This is a genomic window from Bradyrhizobium sp. PSBB068 (assembly GCA_016839165.1).
GTDB lineage: Bacteria > Pseudomonadota > Alphaproteobacteria > Rhizobiales > Xanthobacteraceae > Bradyrhizobium.
On sequence record CP069300.1, the window covers coordinates 6,397,385 to 6,412,366 of the forward strand.

Annotated in this window: 12 protein-coding genes; 8 read left to right on the forward strand and 4 right to left on the reverse strand. The window is 65.3% G+C overall.

Annotated elements, in window-relative coordinates; all coding sequences use genetic code 11:
• The first annotated feature begins 106 nt into the window (after window positions 1–106).
• The 4 genes from JQ507_29720 to JQ507_29735 all read left to right on the forward strand — a co-directional run bounded on the left by JQ507_29720 (window position 107) and on the right by JQ507_29735 (window position 8,535).
• The gene (locus tag JQ507_29720; GenBank protein QRI69015.1) at window positions 107–2,251 is read left to right on the forward strand and encodes a HAMP domain-containing protein; all 2,145 of its coding nucleotides are present in this window, start codon (window positions 107–109) and stop codon (window positions 2,249–2,251) included.
• Between the two features lie 131 nt (window positions 2,252–2,382).
• Window positions 2,383–3,447 carry an MBL fold metallo-hydrolase gene (locus JQ507_29725; protein ID QRI69016.1) on the forward strand — a complete coding sequence of 355 codons (1,065 nt, stop codon included), beginning with the start codon at window positions 2,383–2,385 and terminating at the stop codon, window positions 3,445–3,447.
• 180 nt (window positions 3,448–3,627) lie between these two features.
• Window positions 3,628–4,857, forward strand: a complete 1,230-nt coding sequence (gene hemA, locus JQ507_29730; GenBank protein QRI69017.1) for a 5-aminolevulinate synthase — start codon at window positions 3,628–3,630, stop codon at window positions 4,855–4,857.
• Window positions 4,858–5,025: 168 nt separating this feature from the next.
• Window positions 5,026–8,535 carry a hybrid sensor histidine kinase/response regulator gene (locus tag JQ507_29735; GenBank protein QRI69018.1) on the forward strand — a complete coding sequence of 1,170 codons (3,510 nt, stop codon included), beginning with the start codon at window positions 5,026–5,028 and terminating at the stop codon, window positions 8,533–8,535.
• 73 nt (window positions 8,536–8,608) lie between these two features.
• On the opposite strand, the gene JQ507_29740 is transcribed toward JQ507_29735, so the two are convergent.
• Window positions 8,609–9,280 (reverse strand): response regulator transcription factor, encoded by a 672-nt coding sequence (locus JQ507_29740; GenBank protein QRI73574.1) that lies wholly within the window; start codon window positions 9,278–9,280, stop codon window positions 8,609–8,611.
• A gap of 355 nt (window positions 9,281–9,635) precedes the next feature.
• Between JQ507_29740 and JQ507_29745 the strand changes: the two genes are divergently transcribed.
• Window positions 9,636–11,303, forward strand: coding sequence for an MHS family MFS transporter (locus tag JQ507_29745; protein ID QRI73575.1), 1,668 nt, complete (start codon window positions 9,636–9,638; stop codon window positions 11,301–11,303).
• Window positions 11,304–11,383: 80 nt separating this feature from the next.
• Here JQ507_29745 and JQ507_29750 read toward each other — a convergent pair whose 3' ends face one another.
• The 3 genes from JQ507_29750 to JQ507_29760 all read right to left on the reverse strand — a co-directional run bounded on the left by JQ507_29750 (window position 11,384) and on the right by JQ507_29760 (window position 13,178).
• A complete protein-coding gene (locus JQ507_29750) occupies window positions 11,384–11,857 on the reverse strand; it encodes a YjbQ family protein (protein QRI69019.1) in 474 nt (157 codons plus the stop codon).
• Between the two features lie 156 nt (window positions 11,858–12,013).
• The gene (locus JQ507_29755; protein QRI69020.1) at window positions 12,014–12,523 is read right to left on the reverse strand and encodes a hypothetical protein; all 510 of its coding nucleotides are present in this window, start codon (window positions 12,521–12,523) and stop codon (window positions 12,014–12,016) included.
• A 13-nt stretch (window positions 12,524–12,536) separates the two neighbouring features.
• Window positions 12,537–13,178, reverse strand: coding sequence for a 2-hydroxychromene-2-carboxylate isomerase (locus tag JQ507_29760; GenBank protein QRI69021.1), 642 nt, complete (start codon window positions 13,176–13,178; stop codon window positions 12,537–12,539).
• Between the two features lie 276 nt (window positions 13,179–13,454).
• Between JQ507_29760 and JQ507_29765 the strand changes: the two genes are divergently transcribed.
• From JQ507_29765 to JQ507_29775, 3 genes are all read left to right on the forward strand, one after another.
• A complete protein-coding gene (locus JQ507_29765) occupies window positions 13,455–13,826 on the forward strand; it encodes an AtpZ/AtpI family protein (GenBank protein QRI69022.1) in 372 nt (123 codons plus the stop codon).
• A 71-nt stretch (window positions 13,827–13,897) separates the two neighbouring features.
• Window positions 13,898–14,647: a F0F1 ATP synthase subunit A gene (locus tag JQ507_29770; GenBank protein ID QRI69023.1), complete on the forward strand. Its 750-nt coding sequence runs from the start codon at window positions 13,898–13,900 to the stop codon at window positions 14,645–14,647.
• A 55-nt stretch (window positions 14,648–14,702) separates the two neighbouring features.
• Window positions 14,703–14,933 carry a F0F1 ATP synthase subunit C gene (locus JQ507_29775; GenBank protein QRI69024.1) on the forward strand — a complete coding sequence of 77 codons (231 nt, stop codon included), beginning with the start codon at window positions 14,703–14,705 and terminating at the stop codon, window positions 14,931–14,933.
• Window positions 14,934–14,982 lie beyond the last annotated feature (49 nt).

Here is a 14,982-nt window from a genome sequence, read left to right on the forward strand (position 1 = left end):
TGCCGCGATTTTCCCGATTTTGTTAACCCACCGCACCGATACTCCCGCGCCGGGGAAACATCCAAGAGTAGTGGCCACTTGTAGTTGGCCAGGGGGACACGGGGCAATGGCGTTTCGGTTCAAGCTCGGCAAACCAAATCTCAAGCGCATCCGCCTGCCGCAGATGGGCGTCAGGGGCAGCCTGTTCGCGGCATTCGCCGTGATCGCAGGCATGGCGCTGGTGATCAGCGCAGGCGCCGGCATCGTGCTGCATCGGCTCGGCGGCACCATGAGCGATCTCTCAGGCCGCGACATTCCGCGGCTCGCCGCAAGCCTGCAGCTGTCCGCGCAGAGTGCCTCGCTCGCCGCCCAGGGGCCCGGCCTGCTCGCGGTGCAGAGCGACGATGCGCTCAACGAGCGCACCAGGAAGGTGCAGGAGGTCGCGCAGCAGACCAATGCCAAGCTCGGCGAGATCATCGAGCTCGGCGCCGACAAATCCGTCGTCAGCGCGCTGCAGGAGAACGTCAAGAACACCGACGAGGCGACCAAGAGCCTGATCTCTGCGGCGCGCGAGCGGCTCGAGGTCGGCGCGCTGCGCGACAAGCAGTACAACGCGCTGCGCAAGGCACAAGACGCCTTCGTCTCCGCCGCCGGTCCCGCGATGCTCGATGCGCAGACCCGGCTCAACGCCATCCTCGGCTCGGCCGAAGTGTCGGCGGATGACGCGACCGAAGCGGCCCGCACCGTCGGCCAGATCAGCAACGTGCTCGCGGCCGGCAATCTGATGGCCGCCGACATGACCGCAGCGCTGTCGGCCAATTCCAGCGAGACGCTCGATGCGATCGAGGCGGAGTTCAAGAAGGGCCGCGAACGCATCAAGTCCAACCTCGACGATCTGCCGAACAATCCGGCGATCGTCGCCGTGCGCGACACCGCCGCGAAGCTTCTCGTGCTCGGCGAAGGCAAGACCGGCGTGTTCAAGGTGCGCCAGAAGGAGCTCGACTCGATCGATTACGGTCAGACCATCCTGGAAGAGACCCGCAAGCTCAATGTCGGGCTCGGCATCAGCGTCCAGCAGCTGGTCGACGCCGTGCAGAAGGACACCGACGCCTCGACCTTCCAGGCGCGGCAGCAGATCTCGCTCGCGACCACGGTCATGATCGGCCTCGGCGCGCTGACCCTGGTCGGCTCGTTCCTGTTCGTCTGGCTCTATGTCGGGCGCAACATCCTGCGCCGCATCCGCGGCCTGCAGCGCTCGATGCAGCTGTTGTCCGACGGCGACCTCGATACCGAGATCCCGCAGAGTCGCCAGCGCGACGAGATCGCCGTGATGGCCGACGCGCTGCAGGTGTTCCGCGAGAGCATGATCGAGAGCCGCGAGCTCACCGAAAACCAGAACAAGGACCGCACCGCCAAGGCGGAGCGCGCCTCGCGCATGGAGACGCAGATCACGACGTTCGAATCGACGGTCCGCGACGCGCTCGAAAGCCTGCAGACCGCGGCGAACTCGATGCAGTCCACCGCGCAGAGCATGTCGGCGACCGCCGACCAGTCGAGCGCCCTGGTCAACGCGGTTGCCTCGGCCGCCGAGGAGACCTCGGTCAACGTGCAGACCGTGTCGGCCGGCACCGAGGAGCTGTCGTCCTCGATCCAGGAGATCGGCCGCCAGGTCGTCACCTCGGCGGAGATCGCCCGCAAGGCGGTGGAGGAAGCCAGCGCCACCGACGCCACCATGCAGGGCCTTGCCGACAACGCGGCGCGGATCAGCGTCGTGGTCGACCTGATCCAGACCATCGCCTCGCAGACCAATCTGCTGGCGCTCAACGCCACCATCGAGGCGGCGCGCGCCGGCGAAGCCGGCCGCGGCTTTGCCGTGGTCGCCTCCGAGGTGAAGAACCTCGCGAGCCAGACCGCGAAGGCGACCGAGGAGATCCGCCAGCAGATCGTCAGCATGCAGGAGGTCACCACCACGGCGGTCTCCGCGATCCGCAACATCTCGAGCACGATCGGCGAGATCAACGACGTCACCACCGCGATCGCCGCCGCCGTCGAGGAGCAGGGCGCGGCGACCCGCGAGATCGCCCGCAACATCCAGCACGCCGCCGGCGGCACCAGCGAGGTGTCGAGCAACATCGTCGGCGTCTCGACCGCCTCGGCCGAGGCCGGCGCCGCCGCCGGCGAGGTGCTGAACGCCTCCGACGCGCTGCGCCGCGAGGCCGACGTGCTGCGCTCGGAGATCGACGGTTTCCTGTCGAATATTCGCGCCGCCTAGCAGGGCTGCGTGCGATCCGCAGCCCGGCTTGATCCGGGCTGCGGAATTCCCGGGAATTGCGGACCCCATTCTCCGGACGGCCATCTGATTTTCGGCTGGCGCGGCGGCCCGGGTCCCGCTAAGCCGGTACCATGGACAAGAAGACCGACAGCCTGCCCTCCTCGGCGGAGGCATTGCGATACCCCTGGGAGAATCATCCCGGCCACGACCAGGTCGTGGAGGTGGCTCCAGGCGTATTGTGGGCGCGGCTGAAGCTGCCGTTCCGCCTTAACCATGTGAACATCTATCTGCTCGCCGACGGCGACGGCTGGACCATGGTGGATGCCGGCTTCGGCAACGAGGAATCGATCGCGGCGTGGACCACGCTGTTCGAGGGACCGCTGAAGCACGTCAAGGTCACAAGGTTGATCGTGACACATTCGCATCCCGATCATGTCGGTCTCGCCGGCTGGATCACCGAGCGCTTCGACTGCCCGCTGTTCATGTCGCAGGTGGAATATCTGCAATCGGTCTATCACCAGAACCGCGGCACCGAGGAACGGCGCAACGCGCAGCGGCTGTTCTTCCGCCGTCACGGCATGGACGAGGATCTGACCGAGAAGCTGCTCGGCCGCGGCCAGGATTACCTGAAGCGGGTGTCGGTGCTGCCGCCGTCCTATCACCGCCTCACCCATGGCGACGAGGTCGTGATCGGCACACGGCGCTTCAAGGTGATCACCGGCGGCGGCCACGCGCTCGACCAGGTGATGCTGTATTGCGCGGCCGACAAGCTGTTCCTCTCCGCCGACCAGGTGCTGAGCAAGATCTCGCCCAATGTCAGCGTCTGGGCGGTCGAACCCGAGCAGAACTCGCTCGGCGAATATCTGGCCTCGCTGGCGAGCCTGACCACCACTCTGCCCTACGACGTGCTGGTGCTGCCCGGCCATGGCGTGCCGTTCTACGGGCTGAAGACCCGGATCAAGCAGCTCGCCGATCACCATGAGGAGCGCTGCCGGCTGATCGCCGAGGCCTGCCGCGAGGTGCCCCAGACCTCCAAGCAGCTGGTGCCGGTGGTGTTCCACAAGCACGTGCTGGACGAGCACCAGATGGGATTTGCCGCCGGCGAACTGGTCGCCCATGTCAATTACATGCTGGTCGAGGGCCGCCTGACCGCCCAGATGCACGACGACGGCATGCTGCGCTTTAAGACGACCTGAATCGGCGGCAGGGGCGCCTGCCGTGCGATTTGAGCAAAATCAAACCAAATAGAGCCAGATAGGGCAATTTGCCCAACTGCGACGCATGCCCAGATGTGGGCCAATGCATGGACATTAGAGCTGGAAAAGCTCTAAGAAGAAGCAGTCATTCCGGTCAGGTTCCGCTTTCTGGGTTCGCCGATGGATTACAGCCAGTTCTTCAATTCCGCCCTCAACCGCCTGCATGACGAGCGGCGCTACCGGGTGTTCGCCGACCTCGAGCGGATCGCGGGACGCTTCCCGCACGCGACCTGGCATTCGCCGAAGGGCAGCCGCAACGTCGTGATCTGGTGCTCCAACGACTATCTCGGCATGGGCCAGCACCCCAAGGTGGTCGGCGCCATGGTCGAGACCGCGACCCGGGTCGGCACCGGCGCCGGCGGCACCCGCAACATCGCGGGCACCCACCATCCGCTGGTCGCGCTCGAGGCCGAGCTCGCCGACCTGCACGGCAAGCAAGCCTCGCTGCTGTTCACCTCGGGCTATGTCTCGAACCAGACCGGCATCTCGACGCTCGCCAAGCTGATCCCGAACTGCCTGATCCTGTCGGACGCGCTGAACCACAATTCGATGATCGAAGGCGTGCGCCAGGCCGGCTGCGAGCGCCAGATCTTCCGCCACAACGACACAGCCCATCTCGAAGAGCTGCTGATCGCCGCCGGTCCCGACCGGCCGAAGCTGATCGTCTGCGAGAGCCTGTATTCGATGGACGGCGACGTCGCGCCGCTCGGCAGGATCTGCGATCTCGCCGAGAGATACGGCGCCATGACCTATGTCGACGAGGTGCATGCGGTCGGCATGTACGGCCCGCGCGGCGGCGGCATTGCCGAGCGCGACGGCGTGATGCACCGGGTCGATATCGTCGAGGGCACGCTCGCCAAGGCGTTCGGCTGCCTCGGCGGCTACATCGCCGGCAAGGCCGAGGTCATCGATGCCGTGCGTTCCTACGCGCCGGGCTTCATCTTCACGACCGCGCTGCCGCCGGCGATCTGCTCGGCCGCGACGGCCGCGATCCGCCACCTCAAGACCTCGAACTGGGAGCGCGAGCGCCACCAGGACCGCGCCGCGCGCACCAAGGCGATCCTGACCGCCGCCGGCCTGCCTGTCATGTCGAGCGACACCCATATCGTGCCGCTGTTCGTCGGCGACCCCGAGAAATGCAAGCGGGCCTCGGACATGCTGCTCGAGGACCACGGCATCTACATCCAGCCGATCAACTATCCGACGGTCGCCAAGGGCACCGAGCGGCTGCGCATCACGCCCTCGCCCTACCATGACGACGGGCTGGTCGATGCGCTGGCCGAGGCCCTGCTCCAGGTCTGGGACCGGCTCGGCCTGCCGCTGCACCAGAAGTCGCTGGCCGCCGAGTAACCCTATCCGTTACGGGTCCCGAATTTGGGCCGGCCGTGCATCGCGCGGCCGGCCCAATGCGTTATAATCCTGACACCCGGCCGCTTTGTTTGAGCATGATCTTTTCGGAAAGCCGCTTCACACCTTTCCGGATCATGCCCTAGAGGCCGGGACAGGAGATAGGCAGCGATGCTGCACGACTGGGGCGTCATCGCCACGGCGTTCGCCTACATCGGATTGTTGTTCTTCATTGCCAGCCGCGGCGACCGGATGTCGGCGGGCGCGCGCGGCCGCGCCAGCCAGTGGATCTATCCGCTGTCGCTGGCGATCTACTGCACCTCCTGGACCTTCTTCGGCTCGGTCGGCTTCGCCACCCGCACCAGCATCGACTTCCTGGCGATCTATGTCGGCCCGATCGTGATGATCGGATTGTGCACGCCGCTGCTGCGCCGCGTCATCGCGCTCGCCAAGTCGCAGAACATCACCTCGATCGCCGATTTCATCGCCGCGCGCTACGGCAAGAGCCAGAAGGTCGCCGCCACCGTGGCGCTGATCGCGATCATCGGCTCGGTGCCCTATATCGCGCTGCAGCTCAAGGCGATGGCCTCGTCGCTGGAGACCATCCTGAGCGAGGACCAGGCATTTTCGAAGATCCCCGTGCTCGGCGACATCGCGCTGATGGTGACGCTGGCGATGGCGGTGTTCGCGGTGCTGTTCGGCACCCGCCACACCAACGCGACCGAGCACCAGCACGGGCTGATCCTGGCGATCGCCGCCGAATCCATCGTCAAGCTGGTCGCCTTCATCGCCGCCGGCGCCTTCGTCACCTTCTGGATGTTCTCCCCGGTCGAGCTCTACGAGCGCGCGCTGAAGACGCCGGAGGCGGTGCGCGCGATCGAATATGTACCGTCGATCGGCAACTTCCTGATCATGACGCTGCTGTCGTTCTGCGCGGTGATGCTGCTGCCGCGCCAGTTCCATGTCAGCGTGGTCGAGAATTCGACCGCCGCGGAAGTCACGAGGGCGCGCTGGCTGTTCCCGCTCTACCTCGTCGCCATCAACGTGTTCGTGATCCCGATCGCGATCGCCGGCCTCGTCATCTTCCCGTTCGGCGCCGTCGATGCCGACATGTTCGTGCTGGCGCTGCCGATCGAGGGCAATGCGCAATTGCTGAGCCTTGCGGTGTTCGTCGGCGGGCTGTCGGCGGCGACCGCGATGGTGATCGTCGAATGCGTCGCGCTGTCGATCATGGTCTCCAACGACATCGTGCTGCCGCTGGTGCTGCCGCGCAGCGACGACGCCCGCATCGGCCAGAAGGATTTCGGCGATTTCCTGCTGAAGGCGCGCCGCTTCTCGATCTTCGCCATCATGGTGATGGCGTATTTCTACTATCGCGCGCTCGGCAACACCCAGCTGGTCGCGATCGGCCTGTTGTCCTTTGCCGCGATCACCCAGCTCGCGCCGGCCTTCTTCGGCGGCCTGTTCTGGCGCAGGGCCACCGCGCGCGGCGCCATGGCGGGCATGCTGGTCGGCTTCGCGGTGTGGCTCTACACGCTGTTCATCCCGAGCTTCCTGGAGAACTCGACTGCCGGGTTGATGCTGCTGCAACACGGGCCGTTCGGGATCGAGGCGCTGCGGCCGCAGGCGCTGTTCAGCGCCGATCTGCCGCCACTGCTGCACGGCGTGCTGTGGAGCCTTGCCCTCAACATCCTGACCTACGTCGTGTTCTCGCTGGCGCGCGCGCCGTCCGCGATCGAGCTGTTGCAGGCCGACCTGTTCGTGCCCAACGCGCTGGCTCCGATCGCGCCGAGCTTCCGGCGCTGGCGCACCACGGTGACGGTGCAGGACATCCAGAGCACGGTGACGCAATATCTCGGCCCCGACCGCACCCGCGAGGCCTTCGCCGCATTCGCCGCCGACCGCAACATCGTGCTGCAAACCGCAGCGCCGGCCGATTTCGAGTTGCTGCAGCACGCCGAGCGGCTGATCGCCTCCTCGATCGGGGCGGCGTCCTCGCGCCTCGTGATGTCGCTGCTGCTGCAGCGGCGCACGGTGTCGGCCAAGGCCGCGCTGAAGCTGCTCGACGACTCCCACGCCGCGCTGCATTTCAACCGCGAGATCCTGCAGACCGCGCTCAATCACGTGCGCCAGGGCATCGCGGTGTTCGACGCCGATCTGCAGCTGATCTGCTCCAACCGCCAGTTCTCCGAACTGCTCGCTTTGCCGCCGCATCTGGTGCAGCTCGGCATTCCCTTGCGCGAGATCCTCGAATTCATGGGCGCGATCAATCCGCCGCCGGCCGGTGACGGCAACAACCTGCTGCAATTGCGGCTGCGTGCCTACACCACCGAGGGCGAGCCCTATCTGGAACGCTTCGCCGACCGCCACCTCGTGATCGAGGTCCGCGCCAACCGGATGCCGGGCGGCGGACTCGTCATCACCTTCTCCGACGTCACCCCGAGCTTCGAGGCCGCGGAGGCGCTGGAGCGCGCCAACGCGACGCTGGAAAAGCGGGTGCGCGACCGCACCGAGGAATTGACCCGGCTGAACTCGGAGCTCGCGCTCGCCAAGGGAATCGCGGAGGACGCCAACGCCTCCAAGACGCGCTTCCTGGCTGCCGCCAGCCACGACATCCTGCAGCCGCTCAACGCGGCGCGGCTCTATGTCACGAGCCTGGTCGAGCGCCAGAACGGCGGCGAGGATTCGCGGCTGGTCGAGAATATCGACGACTCGCTCGAAGCGATCGAGGACATCCTCGGCGCGCTGCTCGATATTTCGAGGCTCGATGCCGGCGCCATGACACCGGCGATCACCAGCTTCCGGATGGCCGACCTGATGCGCTCGCTGGAGATCGAGTTCATGCCGATCGCCCGCGACAAGGGCCTCGATCTGCGCTTCGTGGCCTGCTCGCTGCCGGTCGAATCCGACCGCTCGCTGCTGCGCCGGCTGCTGCAGAACTTCATCTCCAACGCCATCAAATACACCCCGCGCGGCCGCGTGCTGATCGGCTGCCGCCGCCGCGGCGACGCGCTCGAGATCAGCATCTTCGACACCGGCGTCGGCATCCCCGTGCAGAAGCGCGGCGAGATCTTCAAGGAATTCCACCGCCTCGAGCAGGGCGCCCGGATCGCCCGCGGCCTCGGCCTGGGACTATCGATCGTCGAGCGGCTGGCGCGGGTGCTCAACCACCGCATCGCGATCTCCGCCAATGTCAGCGGCGGCTCGGCGTTCTCGGTGACGGTCCCGGTCGCGACCGCCGTCAACCACACCGCGGCCGTCACCAGCGCCACGCCACTGTCGAAGACGCCGATGAGCGGCTCATTGATCGTCTGCATCGAGAACGATCCCGCCATTCTCGACGGCATGAAGACGCTGCTGACGGCGTGGGATGCCGAGGTGATCGCGGTGCTCGACGCCGACGGCGCGATCAGCGCGATCGAGGCCGCTGGCGGCCGCGTCACCGGCGTGCTGGTCGACTACCACCTCGACCGCGGCAACGGCGTCGCCGCGATCCGCGAGATCCGCCGCCGCTTCGGCGACAACATTCCGGCGATCCTGATCACCGCCGACCGCAGCCCCGCCGTGCGCGCCGCCGCGCGCGAGGAAAACATCGCGGTGCTGAACAAGCCGGTCAAACCGGCGTCGCTGCGCGCCTTGCTCGGGCAGTGGCGGACGCAGCAGATGGTGGCGGCGGAGTAGCTGCTCAACACATTCACCGTCATTCCGGGGCGCGCCAAAGGCGCGAGCCCGGAATGACGGCGGTGGTTGGATGCTACGTCGACGGCGTGCCCTGGCGCCACTGGCCACCGGCGATCTTGGCGGCGGCGATCACAGCCTGGGTCCGGCTTTCGACGCCGAGTTTCTGGAGGATGGCCGAGACATGGGCCTTGATGGTCGCTTCGGAGACGCCGAGCTCATAGGCGATCTGCTTGTTCAGCAGCCCCTCGGACAGCATCATCAGCACCCGCACCTGCTGCGGGGTGAGTGTCACCAGGCGGTCGCGCAGCCGGGTCATGTCGGGATCGCCGGCGGCCGACAGGTCGGTGTCCGGCGGAACCCAGACATCGCCTTCCATTACCTTCATGATGGCATCGCGCAGCGTCTCGACGCCGAACCGCTTGGGGATGAACCCCGAGGCGCCGAAGTCGAGCGAGCGGCGGATGGTTCCGGCATCGTCGCTGGCGGACACGATGACCACCGGGATCGCCGGATATTGCGCCCGCAGATAGATCAGCCCGGAAAAGCCGCTGATCCCCGGCATCGACAGGTCGAGCAGGATCAGGTCGACCTCGGAGTCCCGTTCCAGCAGTCCGGTCAGGTCCTCGAACGATCCGGCCTCGCTGATCGTGGCCGAACTCACGACGCTCGACACCGCCTGGCGCAACGCATCGCGGAACAGCGGATGGTCGTCGGCGATGACAAGGTGAGTATTGGCAGCAGCAATCATCTCAGTCCCACAAGCGGGCTTTGGCAGCCCCGCGCCGTTCGGTTGTCGCCCGCGCGGCAGTATCACGCAAGCGCTCGAAAATGCCAGATGCCAACGCAGTTAACCCGCCTAGCTTGTGCGCCGCAATAGACGCACGCGGGGACGTTCCATCCAGCACTCGCCCCCAAAGATAAGTTCAAGCGTGCAAAAGCCAAAAGTCTTATTGGGGCGGGTTTCACTGCGATGTTACCCTCAAATCAAGCCTTAGGCTCATTCGGGCCTAACCCGCCAGCCGGGGGCGAGCATCAGCAATAATTCGGGGGGAGCTATCCAGATGTCCACAATGACTGCAACCTCGGCGCGGCCCGCCGGCATGACCAAGGATGAGCGTTTCGTCATCCTCGCGTCGTCGCTCGGCACCGTGTTCGAGTGGTACGACTTCTATCTCTACGGCTCGCTGGCCGGCATCATCGGCACGCAGTTCTTCACGATCGCCGGCGCCGACGGCAAGCCGATGTTCGACCAGGCCACGCGTGACATCTTCGCGCTGCTGGCCTTTGCGGCAGGCTTCCTGGTGCGCCCGTTCGGCGCCATCGTGTTCGGCCGCATCGGCGACATCGTCGGCCGCAAATACACCTTCCTCGTCACCATCCTGATCATGGGCCTGTCGACCTTCATCGTCGGCTTGTTGCCCGGGGCGGCCCAGATCGGCATCGCAGCACCGATCATCCTGATTGCGTTGCGCCTGCTCCAGGGTCTCGCGCTCGGCGGCGAGTATGGTGGCGCGGCGACCTACGTTGCCGAGCATGCGCCTCCGGGCAAGCGCGGCTACTACACCTCCTTCATCCAGACCACGGCAACACTCGGCCTGTTCCTGTCGCTATTGGTGATCCTGTTCACCCGCACCGCGACCGGCGAGCCCGGCTTCGCCGGCGCACCGGGCGCCTATTGGGGCGGCTGGCGCGTTCCGTTCCTGGTGTCGGTGCTGCTGCTCGGCATCTCGGTCTGGATCCGGCTGCGGCTGAATGAATCGCCGGTGTTCCAGCGCATGAAGGAGGAAGGCAAGACCTCCAAGGCGCCGCTGACCGAAGCCTTCGGGACCTGGAGCAACGCCAAGATCGTGATCCTCGCCCTGCTCGGCCTGACCATGGGCCAGGCGGTGATCTGGTACACGGGGCAGTTCTACGCGCTGTTCTTCCTGCAATCGATCCTCAAGGTCGACGGCTACACCGCCAACCTCCTGATCGCCTGGGCGCTGCTGCTCGGCACCGGCTTCTTCCTGGTGTTCGGCGCGCTGTCGGACCGCATCGGCCGCAAGCCGATCATCCTGGCGGGCTGCCTGATCGGCGCACTCACTCTGTTCCCGATCTTCAAGATGATCACGACCAACGCCAACCCGGCGCTGGAGAAGGCCTACGAGACGGTCAAGGTGCAGGTGGTGGCGGATCCCGCCGGCTGCGGCGATCTGTTCAACCCGGTCGGTACCCGCGTCTTCACCGCGCCTTGCGACACCGCCCGCGCCTTCCTTGCCCAGTCGTCGGTGAAATACGCGACGGTACCGGGCCCGGCCGGCTCGCCGGTGAAGGTCACGGTCAACGACAAGGACGTGCCGTACACGGACGCCAAGACGTCGAACCCCGCGATCACGGCGGCGGTGCTGGCGGCGGGCTATCCGAAGCCGGGTGATGCCGGCATCGTCAAGATGTCGAACCCGTTCGACGTCTTCCGTCCGCAGGTGGCTGCGGTCATCGGACTGCTGTTCATCCTGGTGCTCTACGTCACCATGGTCTACGGCCCGATCGCCGCCATGCTGGTCGAACTGTTCCCGACCCGCATCCGCTACACCTCGATGTCGCTGCCCTATCATATCGGCAACGGCTGGTTCGGCGGCCTGCTCCCGGCGACCGCGTTCGCGATCACCGCCTCGACCGGCGATATCTACTCCGGTCTCTGGTATCCAGTCATCTTCGCGGCAATCACCGTCGTGGTCGGCGCGCTGTTCATTCCGGAAACCAAGGACGTCGACATCACCAAGACCTGACCGGTCGACGGCTCACTCAAAATGCATCGGCCGCGGAGCGATCCGCGGCCGATGTCGTTTTGTTTGGCCATTCGGGCGCTTCAGCGCACGGCGCCGATGAATTGCAGCACGACCTCGCGCCGATGCGCCTTAGCGCGATGCTCGATCAGATAGATGCCCTGCCAGGTGCCAAGCGCCATCTCGCCGTCGAGCACCGGGACCTGCAGCGAGGTCGCCGTCAGCATGGTCTTGATATGCGCCGGCATGTCATCGGAACCTTCGGTGTCGTGACGCCAGCCGCCGTGTTCCGGCGCTGCGCGGTCGAGCGCCGTCATCAGGTCGGCCAACACGGTCGGATCGGCATTCTCCTGGATCGTCAGCGAAGCCGAGGTGTGACGGATGAACAGCGTCACCGCGCCCTCGCCGGCGCGCACCTCACGCAGGAACTTTGCGACCTCGCGCGTGACGTCGGTGAAGCCGGCGCCCGGCGTTTCCACCGTCAAGCGCGAGGAGGCGATGCTGGTTGCCGCGACGGAGGATGGCGCTGAGCGGGACATTGTTCTTGGTGAGGTCATCAGTAACTTTCACTATGTCGTCCCGGCGAAGGCCGGGACCCATACTCCGCGGCCCCTCGGTCACGAAGATTTGGAGTTGCCAGCTTGTCCACCCAACTCCGAGCGGTGGTTATGGGTCCCGGCCTTCGCCGGGACGACGCAGCGGACAGAGCCGCCTCAAATCTTGCCGCCGTTGACGTCACGCTGGACGCGGTTCGCCATCTCGATCAGCCGCCGCCAGGCCCGCTCGACGAACGACATCATGCGATCCATGTCGCGGTCGCTCGGCAGCGGAATCTCGATCTTGCGCTCGCCCTCGGCGGTCTTCGCATCCGGCTTCTTCAACGAATCCGATTTCGGCAACGCCTCGTCAGTCTTCGCCGACGGTGCGCGCGCGGCGAGTTCGCCTTTCAGTTTGTCATTGTCGGCCTGCAGGCGCCCGATCTCGGCATCGAGCGCCGCGCGCTCGTCCGGCACTATGTAGCAGGCCCAGCCGGCGCTGGAGTTGGTGCAGGTCGACACCGCACCGCTGCGGGTGTCGAGCCGCAGGAAGCCGTCGCCGGCCGGCGACAATGCATAGCGACCATTCTCGGTGTCGGGCGCGGTTTCCGCGATCGCCGCGCCGCTCGAGATCAGAACGGCGACAATTGCAATCGACAATTTCGGGCACGACATCGCGATGGGCATGGCTTGCTCCGCCTCAGTCTGATTCCTGCCCCTCACCCACAGAGCTATAGGGCTTGCGGCCTGACTTCAACGCGTCGTCGAGCAATTCGATCCGGTCCTGCCCCCAGAAGACCTCGCCGTCGAGCACATATCCGGGCGAGCCGAACACGCCGGCATCCAACGCATTCTGGCGGTTCTGCTCGTAGGCCGCGCTGATCGCATCAGAACCCGAGCGCTCCACCAGTTGCCGGCCCGGCAAACCCGCATCGTCGGCGAGCTTCACCAGCGTCGCGGGATCGGCAAGGTTGAGCTCTAGCTCCCAGACCGCGGGGTAGGCGCGTTGCAGGAACGGCTCGGGATCGAGACCCGCCTCGAGCACTGCGATCACGACGCCATCGGCGAGGCGTGCGTTGAACGGCCAGTTGGCCGGCTGCAGGTGAAAATTCAGCCCGCGCTTGTCGCGCCAGCGCTGCAACTCGATCAACCGATAGCGCTGCCGCACCGGATGGCGCTTGGCGAGCGGCAGCCCGCCGGTCTCCGAGAACAGATCGACGAGCAGCACGGGCCGGTAATTTACCTTGAGATCGTAAGTGCTTACGAGCCGAACGAAGGGCGTGTGGCCGATATAGGCCCAGGGTGATTGCAGCGAGAAGTAGTAGTCGATCTGGCGCGGCATGCGGAACCTTGACTGCACGAGGGGATGAAGACTTTCGGCGATCCCAGCAGAGCGGGGAAAGCCGCGCAACATCGCTCAATGTCACGCAAGCTGTTGCACTGCGAACACTGCGTCACTCTGACCTTGAATATCTCAAAATAAATCGAGCAGAATCAAAGCAATAACCGGTTACGACGCAATCTTGACTTGATTAGACGCGGTAAGTATGGTCCGCGCGGCTTTTGACGGGGACGGGCGCAATTTCCATCATCCGCGGCATCGGTTAGTGTTTGCAGCATGGCTGAGAACACCAACGACGGCGCAAGTGGAAGTCGCGATCAATCGCCTCCTGACGAAGCTGCGCTTTCCGCAAGGCTCGGAAGTCTCGATCATCGGTTGTCAGAAATTCGCGACAGCCGCAGGAACAAGACTGATCAATCCGGTACTGAAAGCGGGGACAGTGCCGCCAGAGCTTCGGCGATGGCGCTCGGTTTTCGTCTTTCCTCGGAGCTGATCGCGGGCGTTGCCGTCGGAGCGGCGATTGGCTGGGGGGTCGACCATTGGCTGTCGACGTCGCCATTCGGCTTCATCGTGTTCATGCTGCTCGGCTTCGTCGCCGGCGTGTTCAACGTGGTGAGGTCCGCGGGCGTGGCTTCAGGCAAGCGTTGAGCGCCGGCGGAAGTCACGACATTTGAAATTCGATAACCGGCAGGATGGCCGGTGGACCAAGAGCCGCGCGGATGAAAATCGACCCGATCCATCAGTTCAATATCGAGCCCCTCTTCACGCTCGGCCACATCGGCAATCACACGATCGCCTTCACCAATTCGTCGCTCTACATGTTCATCGCGGTGCTGCTGATCGCACTGCTGATGCTGGCGAGCGGCCGGGAGCTGGTCCCGGGACGGCTGCAGTCGGTCGCCGAACTCTCCTACGAGTTCATCGCCTCGACGATCCGCGGCAACGCCGGCGCGGAAGGCATGAAGTTCTTCCCGCTGATCTTCTCGCTGTTCATGTTCATCTGCGTCTCGAACCTGGTGGGCGTCGTCCCCTACACGTTCACGATCGCGACCCACCTGATCGTGACCGCGGCGCTGGCGCTTTTGGTGTTCTTCACCGTCCTGATCTACGGCCTCTACAAGAACGGCCCGAAATTCTTCAAGATTTTCGTCCCCTCCGGCGTTCCGGTCTACATCCTGCCGCTGGTCATGTTCATCGAGGTCCTGTCGTTCTTCCTGCGGCCGGTCTCGCACAGCGTTCGTCTGTTCGCCAACATGCTGGCCGGCCACATCGCGCTGAAGGTGTTCGCGGGCTTTGTCGCGATGCTCGGCTTCTCGCTGGGCGCGCTCGGCTGGGTCGGCGGTGTGCTGCCGCTGGCGCTCACGGTCGCGCTGTACGCCCTCGAACTGCTGGTCGCGTTCCTGCAGGCCTACGTGTTCGCGATCCTGACCTGCATCTACCTCAACGACGCCATTCATCCGGGACACTAAGCGGTCCGGGGAATCTCCACCCACCAATCTGTCTATCTTTCTCAAGGAGCTACAAATGGAACCGGCAGCAGCAAAACTTATCGGCGCGGGCATCGCGTGCATCGGCATGGGCGGTGCGGGCGTCGGCGTGGGCATCATCTTCGGCAACTACCTCGCCGCTGCGGTGCGTAACCCCTCGGCCGCTCAGGGCCAGTTCGGCAACCTGATCTTCGGCTTCGCCGTGACCGAAGCGCTCGGCATCTTCTCGCTGCTGATCGCGCTGCTCCTGCTGTTCGTTCCGCTCTGAGCGGCACTTCCTTCGCGCCGCCCAGGATCATCCCGAGGATCGTTCCAGG